At 66.1% G+C, this 21,306-nt stretch carries 17 protein-coding genes; 14 read left to right on the forward strand and 3 right to left on the reverse strand.

Annotated features, from left to right (window positions below):
* Positions 1-202 precede the first annotated feature (202 nt).
* The 9 genes from ftsX (at position 203) to BSTEL_RS07870 (ending at position 10,506) form a co-directional block, all read left to right on the forward strand.
* Positions 203-1,126 carry a permease-like cell division protein FtsX gene (ftsX, locus tag BSTEL_RS07830; RefSeq protein WP_034529254.1) on the forward strand — a complete coding sequence of 308 codons (924 nt, stop codon included), beginning with the start codon at positions 203-205 and terminating at the stop codon, positions 1,124-1,126.
* Positions 1,127-1,237: 111 nt separating this feature from the next.
* Positions 1,238-2,659, forward strand: a complete 1,422-nt coding sequence (locus tag BSTEL_RS07835) for a CHAP domain-containing protein (RefSeq protein ID WP_420796401.1) — start codon at positions 1,238-1,240, stop codon at positions 2,657-2,659.
* A 153-nt stretch (positions 2,660-2,812) separates the two neighbouring features.
* Positions 2,813-3,292, forward strand: coding sequence for an SsrA-binding protein SmpB (gene smpB / locus BSTEL_RS07840; protein ID WP_034529256.1), 480 nt, complete (start codon positions 2,813-2,815; stop codon positions 3,290-3,292).
* Between the two features lie 306 nt (positions 3,293-3,598).
* Entirely contained in the window at positions 3,599-4,546 is a 948-nt protein-coding gene (locus BSTEL_RS07845) for an ABC transporter substrate-binding protein (RefSeq protein WP_034529259.1), read from the forward strand.
* Between the two features lie 212 nt (positions 4,547-4,758).
* Positions 4,759-5,700: an ABC transporter substrate-binding protein gene (locus BSTEL_RS07850; protein ID WP_034529261.1), complete on the forward strand. Its 942-nt coding sequence runs from the start codon at positions 4,759-4,761 to the stop codon at positions 5,698-5,700.
* A gap of 25 nt (positions 5,701-5,725) precedes the next feature.
* Positions 5,726-6,709 (forward strand): amino acid ABC transporter permease, encoded by a 984-nt coding sequence (locus BSTEL_RS07855; protein ID WP_034529264.1) that lies wholly within the window; start codon positions 5,726-5,728, stop codon positions 6,707-6,709.
* A gap of 19 nt (positions 6,710-6,728) precedes the next feature.
* Positions 6,729-7,547 (forward strand): amino acid ABC transporter ATP-binding protein, encoded by an 819-nt coding sequence (locus tag BSTEL_RS07860; RefSeq protein WP_034529266.1) that lies wholly within the window; start codon positions 6,729-6,731, stop codon positions 7,545-7,547.
* Positions 7,548-7,744: 197 nt separating this feature from the next.
* Positions 7,745-9,637: a glutamine--fructose-6-phosphate transaminase (isomerizing) gene (glmS, locus tag BSTEL_RS07865; protein ID WP_034529268.1), complete on the forward strand. Its 1,893-nt coding sequence runs from the start codon at positions 7,745-7,747 to the stop codon at positions 9,635-9,637.
* Positions 9,637-10,506, forward strand: coding sequence for a pseudouridine synthase (locus tag BSTEL_RS07870; protein WP_034529270.1), 870 nt, complete (start codon positions 9,637-9,639; stop codon positions 10,504-10,506). The genes glmS and BSTEL_RS07870 overlap by 1 nt, the downstream gene beginning before the upstream one ends.
* 37 nt (positions 10,507-10,543) lie before the next feature.
* On the opposite strand, the gene BSTEL_RS07875 is transcribed toward BSTEL_RS07870, so the two are convergent.
* The gene (locus BSTEL_RS07875; RefSeq protein WP_034529272.1) at positions 10,544-11,533 is read right to left on the reverse strand and encodes a LacI family DNA-binding transcriptional regulator; all 990 of its coding nucleotides are present in this window, start codon (positions 11,531-11,533) and stop codon (positions 10,544-10,546) included.
* 211 nt (positions 11,534-11,744) lie between these two features.
* Here BSTEL_RS07875 and BSTEL_RS07880 point away from each other — a divergent pair, with 211 nt between their 5' ends.
* The 5 genes from BSTEL_RS07880 (at position 11,745) to BSTEL_RS07900 (ending at position 18,960) form a co-directional block, all read left to right on the forward strand.
* Positions 11,745-12,677 carry a carbohydrate ABC transporter permease gene (locus BSTEL_RS07880; protein ID WP_034529275.1) on the forward strand — a complete coding sequence of 311 codons (933 nt, stop codon included), beginning with the start codon at positions 11,745-11,747 and terminating at the stop codon, positions 12,675-12,677.
* Position 12,678: 1 nt separating this feature from the next.
* Positions 12,679-13,680 (forward strand): carbohydrate ABC transporter permease, encoded by a 1,002-nt coding sequence (locus BSTEL_RS07885; protein WP_034529278.1) that lies wholly within the window; start codon positions 12,679-12,681, stop codon positions 13,678-13,680.
* An 18-nt stretch (positions 13,681-13,698) separates the two neighbouring features.
* Positions 13,699-15,777 carry a beta-galactosidase gene (locus BSTEL_RS07890; RefSeq protein WP_034529280.1) on the forward strand — a complete coding sequence of 693 codons (2,079 nt, stop codon included), beginning with the start codon at positions 13,699-13,701 and terminating at the stop codon, positions 15,775-15,777.
* 222 nt (positions 15,778-15,999) lie between these two features.
* Positions 16,000-17,340 carry an ABC transporter substrate-binding protein gene (locus BSTEL_RS07895; protein WP_034529283.1) on the forward strand — a complete coding sequence of 447 codons (1,341 nt, stop codon included), beginning with the start codon at positions 16,000-16,002 and terminating at the stop codon, positions 17,338-17,340.
* 204 nt (positions 17,341-17,544) lie between these two features.
* Complete coding sequence (locus tag BSTEL_RS07900) at positions 17,545-18,960, forward strand: ABC transporter substrate-binding protein (protein WP_034529286.1); 1,416 nt, start codon at positions 17,545-17,547, stop codon at positions 18,958-18,960.
* A 65-nt stretch (positions 18,961-19,025) separates the two neighbouring features.
* Here the strand turns inward: BSTEL_RS07900 and BSTEL_RS07905 are convergent, their stop codons facing one another.
* Both BSTEL_RS07905 and BSTEL_RS07910 read right to left on the reverse strand, forming a co-directional pair.
* Positions 19,026-19,790 carry a type III pantothenate kinase gene (locus BSTEL_RS07905; RefSeq protein WP_034529288.1) on the reverse strand — a complete coding sequence of 255 codons (765 nt, stop codon included), beginning with the start codon at positions 19,788-19,790 and terminating at the stop codon, positions 19,026-19,028.
* A gap of 35 nt (positions 19,791-19,825) precedes the next feature.
* On the reverse strand, positions 19,826-21,163 hold the full coding sequence (locus tag BSTEL_RS07910) for a bifunctional phosphopantothenoylcysteine decarboxylase/phosphopantothenate synthase (RefSeq protein ID WP_034529291.1): 1,338 nt from the start codon (positions 21,161-21,163) through the stop codon (positions 19,826-19,828).
* Between the last annotated feature and the right edge of the window lie 143 nt (positions 21,164-21,306).

A 21,306-nucleotide genomic window follows, 5' to 3' on the forward strand; every position in this document is an offset into this window, starting at 1 on the left:
ACCGCCCGCGCCGCCCGTCGCGTCGGCGCCGTTGACTGCCGCCCGCGCCGCCGGTCGCACCGACCGCAGCCGGGAACGATGCCGGAACCGATGCCTCCGACGGAGACGCGGACGCCGCCGCGCACGACGCCGCCGGCATGAAGACCGACGACGCGCCCGCCGCGACCGCCGACGACGAGAAGACGAACGAGGAGGAGACCCGATGAGGGCGCGATTCATCCTTTCCGAAACCTGGACGAGCCTCAAGCGCAACGTGCCGATGATTGTGTCGGTCATGCTCGTCACCTTCATCTCCTTCGTGTTCATCGGCGCGTCCGCGCTCATGCAGGCGCAGGTGACTCGCGCGAAGGGCGAATGGTACGACAAGGTCGAGGTGATCGTGTGGCTCTGCCCGGACGGCACCAGCCAGGCCGCCAGCTGCGCGACCGGCAAGGCGCCCACGCAGCAGGAGATCGTCGAACTGGAGGACTTCATCCACCAGGAGCTGCGCGACAACGTCTCGAAGATCTCCTACGTGAGCCGTGAGGACTTCTTCAAGAACACGTTCCTCAAGCAGTACCCGAACGGCGAATACCAGGGCCGCACGCTCACCGCCGCCGACATGCAGGACTCGCTGCAGTTGAAGCTCAAGGACCCGACCAAGTACAAGATGGTCGCCGAAGTGCTCAACGGCAAGACCGGCGTCGAGGAGGTCGTCGACCAGAAGCAGATCTTCGACCCCGTGTTCGCCGTGCTCAACCGCGCGACCGTCGTCACCGTCGTGCTCGCCGTCGTGATGGTCGTCGTCGCGATCCTGCTGACCGGCACGACGATCCGCATGTCCGCCGCGTCGCGCAAGAACGAGACGGAGATCATGCGCCTCGTCGGCGCGTCCAACTGGACGATCCGGCTGCCGTTCATCCTCGAAGGCGTGGTCGCCTCGCTCGTCGGCTCGCTGCTCGCCGCCGGCGCGCTCGCCGCGATCGTGCAGGTGTTCATCACCGACGGCATCGCCAAGTCCGTCAGCTGGATGCCGTTCGTCACGCAGGGCACCGTGTGGCTCGTCGCGCCCGCGCTCGTCGCCGGCGCCGTGCTGCTGTCCGTCATCGCGTCCGCAGTCTCGCTGAGCCGATACCTCAAGGCGTGACGGCGTCCGCATACGTTGGAATACCGGGCGCTACGCCCATGACATGACGGAGGTTGCCGTATCAGGAACCTCCGTTACAATGTGCGGGAGTAACCCGAAGGAAGGACCGAAGTGTTGAAACGTTCGAAGACGTTGCAGGCCGGACTCGGATTCATCGTATCCGCCGCGTTGGCGGGGGCGTGCGGCCTCGCCATGACCGCTGCCTACGTGCCCGAGGCCAAGGCCGTCTCCGTTCAGGAATACCAGCAGAAGGTGGCCAGCCACGCGGATCTCAAATCCAAGCTCGCCGGCGTGAATAGCGCGCTCGCCAACCAGATCATCGAACTGGATTCGCTGGCCAACGAGCAGATCCCCGCCGCGCAGGAGGCCGCCACGAAGGCGCAGCAGGCCGCGCAGCAGGCGCAGGACCTCGCCGACGCCACCACCGAGCGCCTGAACGCGGCCAAGAAGGACAAGGCCGACCTCGAGCAGAAGATCAAGGACACGGGCATCGAATACGACGACGCGAAGGACTCCGTCGCCGAATCCGCGCGTGACAGCTTCCACGGCTCGCAGGCGTCCACGGTGATGAGCGTCGTCACCAACGCGACCACCACCGACGATTTCGTCAACCAGATGCAGTCCGACGCGGCGGCCACGCGTTCCGCGGCCAACGCGGCCAACGAGGCGGCCATCTCGATGAACACGTCGATGAACCGCAAGGACCGTCTGGCCGCCATCGAGGACCAGATCACCCAGCTCAAGAACCAGGCCGACAAGCAGGCCGCCAGCGCTCAGGCCGCCGCCGAGGACGCGGCCGCCAAGCAGGCGTCGCTCGAAGCGCTGCAGGCCAAGGGCACGGCCGCGCGCGAATCGCTCGAATCGCAGAAGAGCAGCCTGACCACGCAGGAGGCCAAGGAGGCGGCCGACATCGCCTCGCTGCAGGCGCAGCTCGCCTCGCAGAGCACCAGCAACAACTACACGCCGGGTTCCGGCGGCCAGCAGCAGTCCAGCGGCGGTTCGACCGGCGGATACACGGGCGGCGGCTCCACGTCGACCGGCGGTACCAGCTCGGGCGGCTCGACCTCCGGCGGCTCGACCGGCGGCGGCACCGCCAACGGCATGGACTACGCCGTGCCCGGCAGCTGCCCCGAAGGCTCCAGCTTCTGCTACGGCCACAACACCGGCAACACGGTGGGCGGCTCCGCCTACCCGGCCCGCCAGTGCACGCTGTGGGCGTACATCCGCCGCTCCCAGCTGAGCCTGCCGGTCGGCTCGTACATGGGCAACGGCGGCCAGTGGGCGGCCACCGCACGCGGTCTGGGCTACTACGTGAACAACACGCCGCACGTCGGCGCCGCCATGGTGTTCCTGCCCGGCCAGAGCGTCGGCGGCCACTGGACGGCCGACTGGCAGTACGGCCACGTCGCGGTCGTCGAGCGCGTCAACTCCGACGGCTCCGTGTTCATCTCCGAAGGCGGCACCGGCTTCGCCACCTTCCCGGCGTGGGAGACCATCTCCAACGCGGGCGCCTACCAGTACGTCCACTACTGATCGGTTGATCGGCGCGCGCGGGTCGCACCCCGCACGCGAACGGGCCGCTACGCGCTACGCGATGGGGAAGCGCCGCCAGGCTTCGGCCGGCGGCGCTTCGTGCTATCGTGTTGTGGTTCGCGGGACAACGACGACAAGGAAGGGAGGTCCCCGATGGCCAAGGAGGAGGGGACGAAGCTCATCGTCCAGAACAAGAAGGCGCGTCACGACTACGTCATCGAGGACAAGTACGAGGCCGGCGTCGTGCTCACCGGCACCGAGGTGAAGTCGCTGCGCGAGGGGCGCGCCTCGCTCGCCGAGGCGTTCGTCAGCATCGACCGTCGCAACGAGATCTGGCTGGAAGGCGCGAACATCCCCGAATACCTGAACGGCACGTGGAACAACCATGCGCCCAAGCGCAAGCGCAAGCTGCTGCTGCACGAGCGCGAGATCCTGAAGCTCGCCCGCCAGATCGAGGCGAAGGGCTACACGATCGTGCCGATCAGCCTGTACTTCAAGAACGGGCGCGTCAAGGCGGAGATCGCGCTGGCGCGGGGCAAGCGCGAATTCGACAAGCGTCAGGCGCTGCGCGAGGCGCAGGACAAGCGCGAGGCGCTGCGTGCCATGCGCTACGCCAACAAGCGCTCCCACTGACGCTCTCTCTCCTCACCACCCACCACCCAACTGCAACCTCCCATGGTGCGGCAAACTCCCCATGGTGCGGTAAACGAAAATGGCTTGAAACCGCCGTTTCCTTGCAATGGTGCGGTTTGGTGTTACCGCACCATGGGGGAGAGACCGCACCATGGGAGGTGAGGCGGGGAGGGGAGAGGGGATGGGGGGTCCACGTTGTGGGACGTGGAGGTGAGATTTACGGGTTCGTAGCATAGGGAACCTACTCTCGCGAATCAGTCGGGAAACATACCCGCCCGACCGACATTCTCTGAGAGAGGAAAACCAATGTCATTCAGCATGGGAATCAAAACCGTCACGGCCGCGGCATTGAGCGCGGCGATGCTGTTCGCCACCGCCGCCTGCGGCACCTCGGACGCGTCCGACTCGTCCGCGTCCGGCTCCGGCTCGTCCGATTCGTCGTCCAAGATCGAAAGCTTCGACGTCTCCGGCATCCAGAAGGACGAGGAGATCGCCAAGCTCCTGCCCGAATCCGTCACCAAGGACGGCGTGCTCACCGTCGGCACCGACACCTCCTACGCCCCGGCCGAGTTCCTCGCCGAGGACGGCAAGACCCCGGTCGGCTACGACGTCGACCTCACCAAGGCGCTCGGTAAGGTGTTCGGACTCAAGACCGAGAACGTGACCAGCACGTTCGACTCGATCATCCCGTCCGTCGGCTCCAAGTACGACCTTGGCATCAGCTCGTTCACGATCACCCCGGAGCGCGCCCAGGCCGTCGACTTCGTCAGCTACTACAAGGCCGGCTCCACGTGGGTCGTCAAGAAGGGCAACCCCGAGAAGTTCGACTCCTCGAACCTGTGCGGCCTCAAGATCGCAGTCCAGACCGGCACCACCCAGGAGGAGGAGGTCACCGCCGCCGACAAGAAGTGCCCGGCCGACAAGAAGATCGACATCCTCTCCAACAAGCTGCAGACCGACGTGACCACCAACGTCGTCACCGGCAAGGCCGTCGCCTTCTACGCCGACTCGCCCGTCGCCGGCTACGCGATCAGCCAGACCGGCGACCAGCTGGAATCCTACGGCGAGGACGTCGGTGTCGCCAAGCAGGGCGTCGCCATCAAGAAGGGCGACACCGCCACCGCCGAAGCCGTGCAGAAGGCCATCCAGAAGCTGATGGACGACGGCACGTACACGAAGCTGCTCGACCACTGGGGCGTCAAGTCCGGTGCCATCGACAAGGCCGAGATCAACCCGACCGACGCGGAAGGCTGATCGTCGCCGCGGGCGGGGTTAACCGTTTCGTAGTATCCGGCCCGTATCATCGCGAGACAGCGATACGCATCGCATTGCATATGTATGCACTATCGTGTATATATGCTTGCATGACGGAACGGAAGACGGCCGTCGTGATGAACGCATCATCGCGGCGGCCGCTTCCCGTTCCACGAAACGAAGCAGAAGAACCAGAAGAGAAGAAGGACACCATGTCGTTCACCACGAAGATGAAGACCATCGCGGCCGCCGCGCTCAGCGTCGCCGTGCTGCTGCCGCTCGCCGCCTGCGGCACCACCGACGATTCCGCGAGCACCGGCGCCTCCGGCTCCGACACCGCCACCATCACCAGCTACGACGTCTCCGGCGTCAAGAAGGACGAGGAGATCGCCAAGCTGCTGCCCGAATCCGTCACCAAGGACGGCAAGCTCACCATCGGCACCAACCCGTCCTACGCGCCGGCCGAATTCCTCGACGCCGACGGCAAGACCCAGATCGGCTACGACATGGACCTCGCCCGCGCCCTCGGCAACGTGTTCGGCCTCAAGACCGAGATCGTCTCCTCCAACTTCGACACGATCATCCCGGCCATCGGCTCCAAGTACGACCTCGGCATCGCCGCGTTCACCATCACCCCCGACCGCATGAAGTCCGTCGACTTCGTCTCCTACTTCACCGCCGGCATGGGCTACGCCGTCAAGAAGGGCAACCCGAACAAGGTGAACGAGAACGACCTGTGCGGCCTCAAGGTCGCCGTCGAGACCGGCACCGTCGAGGAGACCGCCATCAACGAGACCGCCAAGAAGTGCAAGGCCGACGGCAAGAAGGACATCGAGATCCAGTCCTCCAAGCAGCAGACCGACGCCACCACCGCCGTCGTCACCGGCAAGGCCGACGTGTTCTTCGCCGACTCGCCGGTCGTCGGCTACGCGATCGCCCAGACCGACGGCCAGCTCGAACAGCTTGGCAAGGACTTCGACTCCGTGCCGAACGCTATCGCCATCAAGAAGGGCGACGCCGGCACCGTCGAAGCCGTGCAGAAGGGCATGCAGAAGCTCATGGACGACGGCACCTACGACAAGATTCTCAAGCACTGGGGCGTCGAATCCGGCGCGCTGAAGACCGCCGAGGTCAACCCGGACGTCGAAGGCTGAGCGAAGCACCACTAAGGAGCCGAACATGGCAAAGAAACAAGTCGATGGCGAAGGACTGAACATCCCGAACCGCATCAAGGCGCTGCCCGTCAAAAGCCCGGGGCCCATCGTGGCCGCCGTGATCGTCGTGCTGCTCGCCGCGATGCTCATCCAGGGGCTCGTCACCAATCCGCGACTGGACTGGCCGACCGTCTGGAAGTACCTGTTCAACGAGAACGTGCTCGAAGGCATCGGCTACACGCTGATCCTCACCGTGCTCTCCATGGTCGTCGCGATCATCCTGTCGGTGATCCTCGCGATCATGCGCAAGTCCGTCAACCCGGTGCTGCGCGGCGTGAGCTGGTTCTTCATCTGGTTCTTCCGCGGCACGCCTGTGTACACGCAGCTCGTGTTCTGGGGCCTGTTCTCCGTGCTCATCCCGAAGATCAGCCTCGGCATCCCGTTCACCGACATCGCGTTCTGGAGCATCGACTCCTCGGTGGTCATCACCGCGTTCAACGCCGCATGGATCGGCCTCGCCCTCAACGAGGCCGCCTACCTGTCCGAGATCGTGCGCGCCGGCCTCGAAGCCGTCGACCCCGGCCAGACCGAGGCGGCGCAGGCGCTCGGCATGAGCCGCACGCTCATCATGCGCCGCATCATCCTGCCGCAGGCCATGCGCATCATCATCCCGCCCACCGGCAACGAGACCATCGGCATGCTCAAGACCACGTCCCTCGTGCTCGCCGTGCCGTTCACGCTCGAACTGCAGTTCGCGACCAACGCGATCGCCAACCGCATCTACAAGCCGATCCCGCTGCTCATCGTGGCCTGCATCTGGTACCTGCTCATCACGTCCATCCTGATGGTCATCCAGTCCCGCCTCGAAAAGCACTTCGGCAAGGGCTTCGACGCCCGGCCGGTCGGCTCGCGCGGCAAGCAGCCGCCGCTGCCCGGCAAGACCGAAGGCGAGCCGAAGGACAATGTCGACAAGCTCAACGACGCCACGTTCAGCGGGCTCACGGCGTGAGCGGGAAGGAGAACACACGATGACACAGACCAGCATCCCCGTGAACGCGCCCGCCACGCCGACCGCGGCCGTCCCGGCCGTCAAGGCCACGCAGGTGCACAAGGCGTTCGGCTCGCTGCACGTGCTCAAAGGCATCGACCTGACCGTCCAGCCCGGCACCGTGACCGTGATCCTCGGCCCCTCCGGCTCCGGCAAGTCCACGTTCCTGCGCCTCATCAACCAGCTCGAGACGATCACCGGCGGCTCCATCGAGGTCGACGGCGAACTCATCGGCTACAAGCACGTGACCAAAAACGGCCAGGACATGCTCCAGACCCTCAACGACAAGGAGATCGCCGCCCAGCGCTCCAAGCTCGGCATGGTCTTCCAGCGCTTCAACCTGTTCCCGCACATGACCGCGCTGGAGAACGTGATGGAGGCGCCCGTCCACGTCAAGCACATGAACAAGGCGCAGGCCAAGCAGCTCGCCATCCAGGAGCTGGAGCGCGTCGGACTCGGCGAACGCCTCAACTACTATCCGGCGGAACTGTCCGGCGGCCAGCAGCAGCGCGTCGCCATCGCGCGCGCCCTCGCCATGCAGCCGGAGATCATGCTGTTCGACGAGCCCACGTCCGCGCTCGACCCGGAGCTCGTCGGCGAGGTCCTCAACGTCATGCTCTCGCTCGCCAAGGCCGGCATGACGATGGTCGTCGTCACGCACGAGATCGGATTCGCGCGCGAGGTCGCCGACCAGGTCGTGTTCATGGACGGCGGCGTGGTCGTCGAATCCGGCGGCCCCGAGATCATCGACCACCCCACCGAACCGAGGTTCAAGGACTTCCTGCAGCACGTGCTGTAGTTGTAAGTATTCCGTATGGTTTTCCGGTGTCCGCGACGGGAGCCGGCATCCGACGCCCGACACGCTCCGGGCCGCTCAGGCCAAGTCTTTACGGTCTGACATCGGATGCCGGCTCCCGCCGCTCGTTTCCGTGGTCATCCTGCGTCGTGCGCGAAGCGGTCCTCCCACGTTACGTTTTCTTGGTAGGGTAGGGGGCTATGTGTGGAATCGTTGGATATGCAGGACATGTCGAAACCGCGTGCGGCAAGCCGTTGGAGGTCTGCCTCCAGGGCCTGAAGCGCCTCGAATACCGTGGCTATGATTCGGCCGGCGTGGCACTGACCGCGCCCGGCATGGACCATGTGGCGGTGCGTAAGAAGGCGGGCCGTCTCGCCAACCTCGTCGACAGCATCGAGAGGACGCCGATGCCGCTGGCGACCGTGGGCATCGGCCACACGCGCTGGGCCACGAACGGCGTGCCGAGCGATGTGAACGCCCACCCGCACACCAGCATGGACGGCAAGGTCGCCATCATCCACAACGGCATCATCGAGAACGCCTCCCAGCTGCGCCTCGACCTGCAGGCGGAAGGCTACCGGTTCGCCTCCGCCACCGATACGGAGGTCGCCGCCAAACTGCTCGGCAAGATCGTCGACACCATCATCCGCGAGGAGGGCAGACCGGACCTGTTCAAGGCGGTGCGCCGCATGGCGCGCATGCTCAAGGGCGCGTTCACGATCCTCGCCACCGACTGCCGCCAGCCGGACATCGTCGTCGGCGCACGCCACGACTCGCCGCTCGTCGTCGGACTCGGCGACGGCGAGAACTTCCTCGGCTCCGACGTGGCCGCGTTCGTCGCGTACACGAAGCGCGCCATGGAGGTCGACCAGGATCAGGCCGTGTGCGTGAGCGCCGACAAGGTCGTCGTCACCGACTTCAACGGCAACGTGGTCGAACACCCGAAGACCTACACCGTCGACTGGGACGCCTCCGCCGCCGAGAAGGGCGGATGGGACTCGTTCATGGACAAGGAGATCCACGAGGATCCGGCCGCCGTGCAGCGCACGCTCCTCGGCCGCTACGACAAGAACGGCGACGTCACGCTCGACGAGATCCACATCGACGAGCATGACTTCAAGGCCATCGACAAGATCATCGTCATCGCATGCGGCACCGCCGCCTACGCGGGCATGGTCGCCAAGTACGCGATCGAGCATTGGGTGCGCATCCCCGTCGAAGTGGAGCTCGCGCACGAGTTCCGCTACCGCGACCCGATTCTCACGCCGCGCACGCTCGTCGTCGCCATCTCCCAGTCCGGCGAGACGATGGACACGCTCATGGCGCTGCGCCACGCGCGCGAACAGGGCTCCAAGGTGCTCGCCATCTGCAATACGCAGGGCGCGTCCATCCCGCGCGAATCCGACGCCGTGCTGTACACGCACGCCGGCCCGGAGGTCGCCGTCGCCTCCACCAAGGCGTTCGTCGCGCAGATCACCGCCGCCTACGTGCTCGGCCTGTACCTCGCGCAGGTGAAGGGCGCGATGTTCCGCGACGAGATCCAGCAGACCATCGACTCGCTCAAGGACATGCCGCGCAAGATCCAGTGGGTGCTCGACACGCAGACCGGCGCCATCGAGAAGGCCGCGAAGCAGATGCTCAACGCGCAGTCGTTCCTGTTCCTCGGACGCCACGTCGGCTACCCGGTCGCCATGGAGGGCGCGTTGAAGCTCAAGGAGATCGCGTACACGTTCACCGAGGGCTTCGCCGCCGGCGAGCTCAAGCACGGCCCGATCGCGCTCGTCGACGAAGGCGAGCCGGTCGTGTTCATCGTGCCGCCGGAACGCGGCCGCAACGTGCTGCACGCCAAGGTGCTCTCCGGCATCGAGGAGGTGAAGGCGCGCGGCGCGTACATCATCGCCGTGGCAGAGGAGGGCGACAAGGACGTCGAGAACTACGCGGACGTCGTGTTCTGGCGCCCCGCCTGCCCGACGCTGATGAGCCCGCTCGTCGACGTGGTCCCGCTGCAGCTGTTCGCCATGGACATGGCCAAGCTCAAGGGCTACGACGTCGACAAGCCGCGCAACCTCGCCAAGTCCGTCACCGTGGAGTGATGACGAAGCGTCATCGATATGTGATCGAGGAGCCGCGGATTCCATTCGAGTTGGACGTGGTGTATGAGGATGCGGGGATCATCGTCGTCGACAAGCCGCATTTCCTCGCCACCACGCCGCGCGGCATGTGGTACCGCGAGACCGCGCTGATGCGCCTGCGCGAGGCGTACGGCGACGACGCGATCGTGCCGGCACACCGTCTCGACCGGATGACCGCCGGCATCGTCGTGTTCGTAAGGGACCCGGCATTGCGCGGCGCGTACCAGATGCTGTTCCAGGAGCGGCGCGCGGAGAAGACGTACGAGTGTCTGGCACCGTGCGCGCCGATCGTGCGGCCGCGGTACGGGACGATCGAACGGTTGGAGCCGCCGCGCGTGTTCCCGCTGCGGCGGCGCTCCCGCATCGTCAAGGAGCGCGGGGTGCTGCAGGCGTACGAGACGCCGGGCGCGGTGAACGCGGAGACCGTGATCGAGCTGGGATCGTGTGGACACCCCCTCAGTCGTCCTACGGACGACAGCTCCCCCTCGAAGGGGGAGCGACAGGGCGGTAGGGCTTGCTCCCCCTGTGAGGGGGAGCTGGCGGCGGAGCCGACTGAGGGGGTGCCGAGGGTGCGCCCGCAGCGCACGACGTCGGTGCCCCCGACGTTGCGCGCGTATACGCTGCATCCGCGGACCGGCAAGACGCATCAGCTGCGCGTGCACATGAACTCGATCGGATTGCCGATCGCCGGCGACGACTTCTACCCGCGCATCCGGCAGCGCGCCTACGACGATTTCGGCGAGCCGCTCGCGCTCGTGGCGCGGCGGCTCGCGTTCGACGATCCGGTGACGGGGGAGCGGCGCGAGTTCGTTTCGCGCGTGCCGCTGTGACGGTCGGACGGCCGGTTGGTGTCAATCAGACGGTCGGTCAGTCGGCGAGGTCGCGCACGGAGCCGCGTTCGACGAGCTCGGTGGGGATGACGGTCTTCACGCCGACCGGCACGCGCCCGCCCTCGCACTGGCGCTTGAGCATCGAGAACGCCTCCAGGCCGATCTCGTCGAACTTCATGCGCATCGTGGTCAGGTCGAGTCGCGGCACCATGCCGACGAGCGAATCGTCGACGCCGACGACGCTCACGTCCTCCGGCACGCGGCGGCCGCCCGCGCGCAGACCGAGGATCGCGCCGTACGCCATCTGGTCGTTCGCCGCGTAGATGGCCGTGCATTCCGGATCGTGCGCGAGGGCGAGGCCCGCCTGATAGCCGCTGTCCGCATCCCAATCGCCCACGTAGGTGGGCGGGATGCGCAGTCCCAGCTGTTCGAGCGCGTCACGCCACCCCTGCGCGCGGCTCTGCGCCGCACGCGAGGTGGACGGTCCGGCGATGTGGTAGACGGTCCTGTGCCCCTTGCTCAGCAGATAGTCGACGATGGCGGTGGAGCAGCCGTGCTGGTCGGCGTCGACCGTGGCGCACGTGTCCGACGGATCCTCGCTGATGATCACGACCGGCAGGTCGCGCGGCGGGGCGAAATCGTTGAAGTCGGGCAGATGCTCCTCCATGACGACGATCACGCCGTCGACCGGCAGCTGCTTCATGCGTTCGACGGCCGCGGTGAGCGTGCGCTCCCGGTCCTTGCCCATCATGTGGATGGTGATCGCGTAGCCGCTCGCGTTCGCGGCCATCGCGATCCCCTTGAGGATGCGCGAGTTGCCGAAGCTGGCGATGTTGAACATGACGACGCCGATGTCCTTGAACCGGCCGTGTTTGAGCGCGCGCGCCGCGTAGTTCGGACGGTAGCCGAGCTTGGTCATCGCCGCCTCGACGCGCCGGCGGGTCTCGGGTCTCACGGCGTCGCTGCCGTTGGCCACGCGTGATACGGTCTGCGGTGAGACGCCGGCCTCCCTGGCGACGTCCTGCATCGATACCGTTGATGTGCGTTCCATGACTTCTTCTCCATCAAAGGTTCGTGTTTTCGTTATCAAACATACCACACCGCATGTGCGAATAGCCACGCCGAAACTGGACGAAACCGCGGATGGTGCTACGATGGTTGCGTAAACATTTTTACGGGTGTCCGGTTCGCAGTCAGAGGCGGCCGCCCGGGAGGATCCTTCGAAGGAGAGGGTTGGTATGGCCTCAAGTGATGTGACCGCCGCAGCGGCGACGCGTCATTCCGCCGTGGCTCGCGAGAACCGGCACAAGGCGGACTGGCGTGGTTGGAAGTTCATGTGGCCGTTCGCGGTGGTGTTCGTGTTCGTGTTCATCATCCCGATCGTGTACGCCATCTACATTTCGTTCTTCAAGAAGCAGATGATCGGCGGCACCAGGTTCGTCGGTCTGGGCAACTACGCGGCGCTGATGCACGACCAGCAGTTCTGGTCGTCCGTCGGCCGCGTCGCCCTGTTCACCGTCGTGCAGGTGCCGATCATGCTGTTCCTGGCGGCCGCGATGGCGTTGGCGATCGACTCGATGAAGCTGCACGGCACGAAGTTCTTCCGCATCTCCACGTTCCTGCCCTACGCGGTGCCGGCGGTGGTGTCCACCCTGATCTGGGGCTTCGTGTACGGCGCGAAGTACGGCCTCGTCGGCTCCCTCAACGACCTGCTCGGCACGCATATCGACATGTTCGACCCGAACGTGCTGCTCGCCTCGATCGGCAACATCAACACGTGGGAGTTCACGGGCTACAACATGCTGATCTTCTACAGCTCGTTGTCCACGATCCCGCATTCCCTGTACGAGGCCGCGTCGATCGACGGCGCCTCCGAATGGCAGATCGTCAGGTCCATCAAGCTGCCCGAGCTCAGGGGGTCCCTCGCGATCACGGTGATCTTCTCGATCATCGGCTCGTTCCAGCTGTTCAACGAGCCTTCGATCCTGCAGTCGATGGTGCCCGGCAACGCGATCACCACGTACTACACGCCGAACATGTACGCCTACAACCTGTCGTTCTCCGGCAACCAGGCGAACTACGCGGCCGCTTTGGCGATCGTCATGGCGATCATCACCATGGCCATCGCGTACGCGGTGCAGCTCAAGAGCATGAAGGAGCAGATGAGGTAACATGACCGCCGCAACCACCGCAACGACAATGACCCCCGCCGAGCTCAAAGCCCAGGAGAAGGCCGCCAGGGCCGCCGAGAAGGCGCGACAGAAGCGCATCGCCAAGGACGAGGCCGCCGAACGCAGACGCGCCGAGAAGTCCGGCTTCGCGAACGTGAACAACCCGCGCCGCAGCGTGCTGATGACCGTCCTGTGCGCGATCTTCGCCGTCTACTGCCTGTTCCCGTTCGTCTACCTGATGATCAACGCGACCAAGACGCAGGCCGACTTCACCTCCACGTTCGGCCTCGGCTTCGGCCACACGTTCGCCCTGTGGGACAACATCGCCGCCGTGTTCACCTACCAGGACGGCATCTTCGGCCGCTGGCTGGTCAACACGCTCCTCTACGTGGTGGTCGGCGCTGGCGGCGCGACCCTGCTCGCCATCATGGGCGGCTACGCGCTGGCGAAGTTCCGCTTCCCGGGCCGCAAGGCCGTGTTCGCGGTCATCATCGGCAGTATTTCGGTGCCGGGCATCGCGCTGGCGGTCCCGCAGTTCCTCCTGTTCGCCAAGCTCGGGCTCACGAACACGCCGTGGGCCATGATCATCCCGTCGCTGATCAGCCCGTTCGGCCTGTACCTGATGTGGATCTTCAGCGAGCAGGCCGTGCCGACCGAACTGCTGGAGGCGGCGCGCGTGGACGGCGCGTCCGAGTTCCGCACGTTCTGGACGATCTCGCTGCCCCTGCTCGCCCCGGGCATCGTGACCACGGCCCTGTTCACGATCGTGGCGACGTGGAACAACTACTTCCTGCCGTTGATCATGCTCAAGGACGCGGACTGGTACCCGCTGACCATCGGTTTGAACCAGTGGAAGGACCAGGCGAGCACGGCGGGCGGCCAGGCGATCCAGAACCTCGTGATCACCGGCTCGCTCATCACGATCATCCCGCTCGTGATCGCGTTCCTGTGCCTGCAGAAGTACTGGCAGTCCGGCCTCGCCGCCGGCGCCGTCAAGGAATGAGACGCAAAGGATTCCATCATGACCGAACATAGGACGTTCCAATGGCCGCAGCCGCTGGCCGGCGGCAAGCCGCGCATCTGGTACGGCGGCGACTACAACCCGGACCAGTGGCCCGAAGAGGTGTGGGACGAGGACATCACCCTGATGAAGGAGGCCGGCGTCAACCTCGTGTCCGTCGCCATCTTCAGCTGGGCGAAGCTCGAACCGCGTGAGGGCGAATACGATTTCGACTGGCTCGACCGCGTGATCGACAAACTCGGCAAGGCCGGCATCGCCGTCGACCTCGCCTCCGGCACCGCCTCGCCGCCGATGTGGATGACGCAGGCGCACCCGGAGATCCTCTGGGTCGACTACCGCGGCGACGTGTGCCAGCCCGGCGCCCGCCAGCATTGGCGCGCCACCAGCCCCGTCTTCCTCGACTACGCGCTGAAGCTGTGCCGCAAGATGGCCGAGCACTACAAGGACAACCCGTACGTGGTCGCCTGGCATGTGAGCAACGAGTACGGCTGCCACAACCGCTTCGACTACTCGGACGACGCCGCGCGCGCCTTCCGTGACTGGTGCGAGAAGCGCTACGGCACGATCGAGGCCGTCAACGAGGCGTGGGGCACCGCGTTCTGGGCGCAGCACATGAACGACTTCTCCGAGATCATCCCGCCGCGCTTCATCGGCGACGGCAACTTCATGAACCCGGGCAAGCTGCTCGACTGGAAGCGTTTCAGCTCCGACGCGCTGCTCGACTTCTACAAGGCCGAACGCGACACGCTGCTCGAGATCGCGCCCAAGCCGCAGACCACGAACTTCATGGTTTCCGCCGGCGGCACTGGCCTCGACTACGACAAGTGGGGCTACGACGTCGACTTCGTGTCCAACGACCACTACTTCACGCCCGGCGAGGCGCATCTCGACGAGCTCGCCTACTCGGCGTCCCTCACCGACGGCATCGCGCGCAAGCATCCGTGGTTCCTCATGGAGCACTCCACGTCGTCCGTGAACTGGCGTCCGATCAACTACCGCAACGAGCCGGGCGAGCTCGTGCGCGACTCGCTCGCGCATCTCGCGATGGGTGCGGACGCGATCTGCTACTTCCAGTGGCGCCAATCCAAGGCGGGCGCCGAGAAATGGCACTCCGCGATGGTGCCCCACGCCGGCCCCGACTCGCAGGTGTTCCGCGACGTGTGCGAACTCGGCGACGACCTGAACCTGCTCGCCGACAAGGGCCTGCTCGGCACGACGGTCGTCAAATCCAAGGTGGCCGTGGTCTTCGACTACGAGTCGCAGTGGGCCACCGAGCACACCGCCACGCCCAGCCAGAACGTGCGCCACTGGACCGAGCCGCTCGACTGGTTCCGCGCCCTCGCCGACGTCGGCGTCACCGCCGACGTGGTGCCGGTGCGCGGCGACTGGGACGGCTACGACACCGTCGTGCTGCCCGCCGTCTACATCCTCTCCGAGGAGACGTCGCGCCGCGTGCGCGAGTACGTGGCGGACGGCGGCAAGGTCATCGTCACCTACTACACGGGACTGTCCGACGAGCGCGACCACGTCTGGCTCGGCGGCTACCCCGGCTCGATCCGCGACGTCGTCGGCGTGCGCGTCGAGGAGCATGCGCCGATGGGCGGCGACTTCCCCGGCGCGATGGACCATCTGGACCTCTCGAACGGCGCCGTCGCGCACGACATCGCCGACGTGATCGGCTCCGTGGCCGAGACGACCCGCGTGCTCGAGACCTTCAAGGCCGACAAGTGGACCGGCTTCGACGGCGCGCCCGCCATCACCGTCAACGACTTCGGCGACGGCAAGGCCGTGTACGTCGGCGCGAAGCTCGGCCGCGAGGGGCTGGCGACGAGCCTGCCGGGGATCCTCGACGCGCTCGGCGTCGAGACCCCGGCCGAGGACGACCGCGGCGAGGTGCTGCGCGTCGAACGCGCGGACGCGAGCGACGAGAACCATTTCGTGTTCCTGTTCAACCGCACGCATGACGTGGCCGTCGTGGACGTGGAGGGCGAGCCGCTCGTCGCCTCGCTCGCGCAGGTCAACGAGAGCGAGCACACGGCCGCCATCCGGCCGAACGGCGTGCTCGTCGTCAAACTGTAGCGGGATCCCGGCGTGGTTGCGATAACACGCCGGGATTGTAGCGAAAACCAATCGCATATGTATAATGAATGGCATCGCAACCATCAATGGCGAAACGGTCAGCACCATCACCGATTCCCACCGCCGGGAATCATCGACACGACGAAACCCGGCGAACGGATGGCACGATGCACAACAGGTCTTCGGCCGGACGGACGGTCGGAGGGAAGGAGCACAAGGACGATGAAGTTCACCAATGCGAAGAAGGCCATCGCGCTCACCGGCGCGATCGCGATGCTCGCCAGCGTCGCGGCCTGCGGTTCCGACACCAGCTCGCAGCCGGCTCAGGAGAAGGACGCCAAGGAGATCACCGTGTGGGCCTGGGAGCCCACGCTCACCCAGGTCGCCAAGGACTTCACGAAGGAGACCGGCATCAAGGTCAACCTCAAGAACGTCGGCACCAACACCAAGGAGTACACGCAGCTCGACAACGCCATCTCCGCCGGCTCCGGCGCCCCCGACGTCGCCCAGATCGAGTACTACGCGATCCCGCAGTACGCCATCAAGGGCAACCTGCTCGACATCACCGACAAGACCAGCGGCTACAAGGACTTCTACACGCCCGGCCCGTGGGCCTCCGTGCAGTTCGCCGGCAAGGTCTACGGCCTGCCGATGGACTCCGGCCCGATGGCGTTCTTCTACAACAAGGAGGTCTTCGACAAGGCCGGCGTCGACGCCGAGCAGATCAAGACCTGGGACGACTACTACGAGGCCGCCAAGAAGATCCACGCCCTCGGCGACAACTACTACATCACCTCCGACACCGGCGACGCCGGCTTCTACGATTCGATGACCTGGCTGGCCGGCGCCACCCCGTTCAAGACCTCCTCCGACGGCTCCGAGGTGACCATCAACCTCACCGGCGATGAGAAGGTCAAGGAGTTCAACGAGTTCTGGCAGAAGATGCTCGACGAGGGCCTGCTCGACACCAAGACCACCGGCTGGTCCGAGGATTGGTTCAAGGGCATGACCGACGGCACCATCGCCTCCCTGCTCACCGGCGCGTGGATGCCCGCCAACCTCGCCAACTCCGCCGCCGCGGGCGCCGGCAAGTGGCGCGTCACCCAGATGCCGACCGCCGACGGCTCCGCCACCAACTCCGAGAACGGCGGCTCCTCGCTCGCCGTGCTGAAGTCCTCCACCAAGGCCGACGCCGCGTACAAGTTCATCGAGTACGCGAACCACGGCGACGGCGTGGCCACCCGCGTGGCCGGCGGCGCCTTCCCGGCCGACAAGGCCTCGATGGAGTCCGACTCCTTCAAGAACGCCACCACGGTGAAGAACTCCGACGGCAAGGACGTCGACTACTTCGGCGGCCAGAAGTACAACGAGGTCCTCGCCAAGGCGGCCGAGAACGTCTCCTCCGACTACCAGTTCCTGCCGTTCGAGGTCAAGGCCCGCACCATCTTCGGCGACTACCTCGGCAAGTCCTACACCGGCGACCAGAAGCTGAGCGACGGCGTCGCCGCCTGGCAGAAGGCCCTGCAGGACTACGGCAAGGATCAGGGCTTCACCGTCAAGTGATCCCATCCGCTTCCGGCCGCATCCGCCGGAAGCGACACCGCAACGCGAACAGCCCCGTCGATTCGTCGACGGGGCTTTCCCGTATGCTCCCCGATGTTCGTCAATCTCCATCCCCGCCGTCCGCCTCCGTCAGCGGACGTGGTGTGTAGACTTGTCACAGAACAACGGCATGACGGCAAGGAGCGGGATCATATGGCATCACGAATGGTCGCACGGATCAGACGCGCCGCCGCCGTGGCGTGCGCCTCGCTCGCCGTCGTCGCGACCGCCGCATGCGGCTCCGCAGCGGATACCCGCACGCACATCACCGTGTGGAGCTGGGAGCCGAGTATGGCGGAGGTCGTCGACCGGTTCGAGGAGGCGAACCCCGACGTCGCCGTCGATCTGGAGGACGTCTCCGGCTACGACAACCTCAACACCGCCATCCAGGACGGCTACGGCATGCCCGACGTGGCGCAGATCGAATACTTCGCGCTCCTCCAGTACGCGGTCTCCGGGCAACTGCTCGACATCTCCGATTATGTAGGCGACGACTACGCGAACTTCTACACGCCCGGCACGTGGTCGAGCGTCCAACTCGCCGGACGCATCTACGGCCTGCCGATGGACTCCGGCCCGATGGCGTTCTTCTACAACAAGGACGTGTTCGACCAGGTCGGCGTCGACGCCTCGCAAATCAGAACTTGGGACGACTACTACGAGGCCGCGAAGAAACTCAAACGCATCGGCGTCTACATCACCGCCGACGCGGGCGACGCCAGCTTCTACGCGGCGATGATCTGGCTCACCGGCGGCCAGCCGTTCCACACCAGCCCGGACGGCAAGACCGTCACCGTCGACCTCGACGGCGACGACGGCACGGAACGGTTCACCGCCTTCTGGCAGAAGATGATCGACGAGGGACTCATCGACACGCGGCGCACCACTTGGTCGGACAGCTGGAAGCGTGCGCTCGGCACCGGCACCATCGCCTCCGTGTTCTCCGGCGCGTGGATGCCGTCCCTGCTGCTCAGCGATGTGCTCGGTGCCGCCGGACTATGGCGCGTCTCCACCATGCCCACGCCCGACGGGCAGGCCACCAACGCCGAGAACGGCGGTTCCGCGATGGCCGTGCTCCAATCCACGCGCAAACCCGAAGCCTCCTACCGTTTCGTCGACTTCGTCACGCACGACCGGCAGGGCATCGAGGCGCGCGTGGCCGGCGGATCGTTCCCCGCGGATCTCGCCACCCTGTCCAGCAAGGAGTTCCTCGACAAGACCACGGTGCGCAACGCGAACGGCGTCGACATCCCCTACTTCGGCGGGCAGCAGTTCAACCGCGTCCTCGCCGAAGCCGCCGAGGACGTGTCGGTCGGGTACCAGTACCTGCCGTTCGAGGTGTACGCGCGCTCCGACTTCCGCAGCACCGTCGGCGAGGCCTACCGGTGGGAGAGCTCATGGCAGTCCTATCTGCGCCGGCAGCGGCAGATCGCGGCCGGCATGACCGACAACGACGGCAAGCCGCTCGAACCGTACGCGCTGCCGGGGGAGAAGGTGAGCCTCGCCAAGGGCATCGCATCCTGGCAGGCCGATCTGCGCGAATACGGCACCAACCAGGGCTTCAACGTGCTGAACCGGTGAGCCGGTGAGCCCGGCGAACCCGGCGACGAATCCGGTGGCATGGCGGGAGCGTCGGAGCCTGGCGCTCACACGTTGCGCGAATAGATGTACGCCATGCCCTTGAAGATCAGATCCGGATCGTAGACATCGATCATATCCGTGTCGTCCTTGAAGATGCGGCTCAGCCCGCCGGTCGCCACCACCTGGAACGGCTCGTCGATCTCCTTGCGGAATTGGGCGATCGTGCGTTCGATGCCGCCGAGGAACGTGTAGTAGAGGCCCGCCTGCATGGCCGTGCGCGTGTTCGTGGCCAGCACCGACTGCGGCCGCGTGATCTCCACCTCGGGCAGCTGCGCGGTCTGCCCCCACAGCGCCTCCGCGCCCGTGCGGATGCCCGTCGTGATGAACCCGGAGACGATCGTGCCCGTCCCATCCACGTAGTTGAACGTCGTCGCCGTACCGAAATCGGCCACCAGCACCGGGCCTCCGTACGTGTGGTAGGCGCCAGCGCAGTCGGCGATGCAGTCGGAGCCGAGCGTCTTCGGGTCATCGAGGCGGATGTTCATGCCGGTCTTGATGCCCGGTCCGACGACCATCGGCTCGAGCCCGAGGAACTTGATGATCGACGAGCGGAACGAGTACATGACCTTCGGCACCACCGAGCAGACGATCACGTCGTCCACGTCGCGGGCCGTGTAGTGGCTCAGCGCGAGGTACTGCGTGATCATCAGACCGTACTCGTCCGACGTGTGCGTCGCCTTCGTGGTGATGCGGTAGGAGCCGACGATGCGGTCGTCTTCCAGAAAACCGATCACGATGTTCGTGTTGCCGATATCGACGGCCATCAGCATGATGCGTATCTCCTTTGATTCGGATTGGTGTGCGTCTACTTGCGCAGGGCGGCGAGACGGAGGAGGAGACGCTTGGCGAGCGTGGTCTTGTCCATCAGATCCCAGTGCTCGATGTGCGGGGTCTGCTCGTCCGGCCCTCCCGGCGTGAGCACCGTCACCACGTTCGTGTCCGTCGCGAAGCCGGCGCCCGGCTCGCGCAGATCGTTCGCCACGAGCATGTCGCAATGCTTGCCGGCGAGCTTCCTGGCCGCGTTGCGCACCAAGTGCTCGGTCTCCATCGCGAACCCGCACAGCACCTGCGAGCCGTCGTCGCGCTTGCGGCCGCCGGCCCACGCGAGGATGTCCGGATTCGCCACGAGCGTCAGCGTGATCGACTCGCGACCCGCCTTCTTGATCTTCTCCGGGGCGATCTCCTCGACGCGGAAGTCGCCGACCGCCGCCGCCATCACCGTGATGTCCGCCGCGGCGAACGAATCCGACACCGCTTCGAACATGTCGCGCGCCGTGGTCACGTGCACGACGTCCACGCCTTCCGGCTCCTCCAGTGCGACCGGGCCGGAGACCAGCGTGACGTGCGCGCCCAGCTCGGCCGCCGAAGCGGCCAGCGCATAGCCCATCTTGCCGGTCGAATGGTTCGTCAGGTACCGCACCGGGTCGAGCGGCTCCTGCGTCGGGCCCGCCGTGACCAGCACGTTGAGCCCCATGAGCGGCAGGGACGCGGTCGCCTGCGCGTCGGCGCCGCCCTGCGGCCTGCTCTCCTGTGGCCCGTTCTCCTGCGGCCCATCCTCCCGTGGTCCGTCCGGCCCGCCCGCCAGCAGCGTGGCGGCCGCCCGTTCGATCTCCTCCGGCTCGGGCATGCGGCCGCGGCCCGTGTCGCCGCAGGCGAGCGTGCCGGACGCCGGATCGAGCACCGTCCAGCCGAAATCACGGCACACGTCGAGATTGCGCCGCGTGGCCGGATTGTCGTACATGTGCACGTTCATCGCCGGGCACAGAAGCTTCGGCCCCTCGTAGGCGAGGATCGTCGCGGTGAGCGTGTCGTCGGCCATCCCGGCGGCGATGCGCGCGATCACGTCGGCGCTCGCCGGCGCCACGACCAGCAGGTCCGCCCATGCGGCGTCCTTCACATGGTTGATGGTCGCCGGGGCCGGGTTCGCGGCCACATCGCCGGGGACGGCGGGGGAGTCGGGGAACATCGCGGTGCGTGTCGGCTCGCCGGTCAGCGAGGTGAAGGTCAGCGGCGTGACGAACCGTTCCGCCGCCGCCGTCTCGACCACGCGGACCGTGTGTCCCGCCTTCGTCCAGTCGGACGCGAGATGGCAGGCCTTGAACGCGGCGATGCTGCCGGTGACCCCCAGAAGAATACGTGCCATGGTTGTGAAAAGCCTCCCGGCCGGAAACCCCGGTCGAACCTATGCCGATGCCGCCGTGCACTGCGGTCGCCGCGGACCACCCGTCGACGCCGCACTCCAGTATAGCGGCCGTGCGACGGCCGGCGGCGGAAGTCCCCTACAAT

Origin of the sequence: Bifidobacterium stellenboschense, assembly GCF_000741785.1 — a bacterium.
GTDB lineage: Bacteria > Actinomycetota > Actinomycetes > Actinomycetales > Bifidobacteriaceae > Bifidobacterium > Bifidobacterium stellenboschense.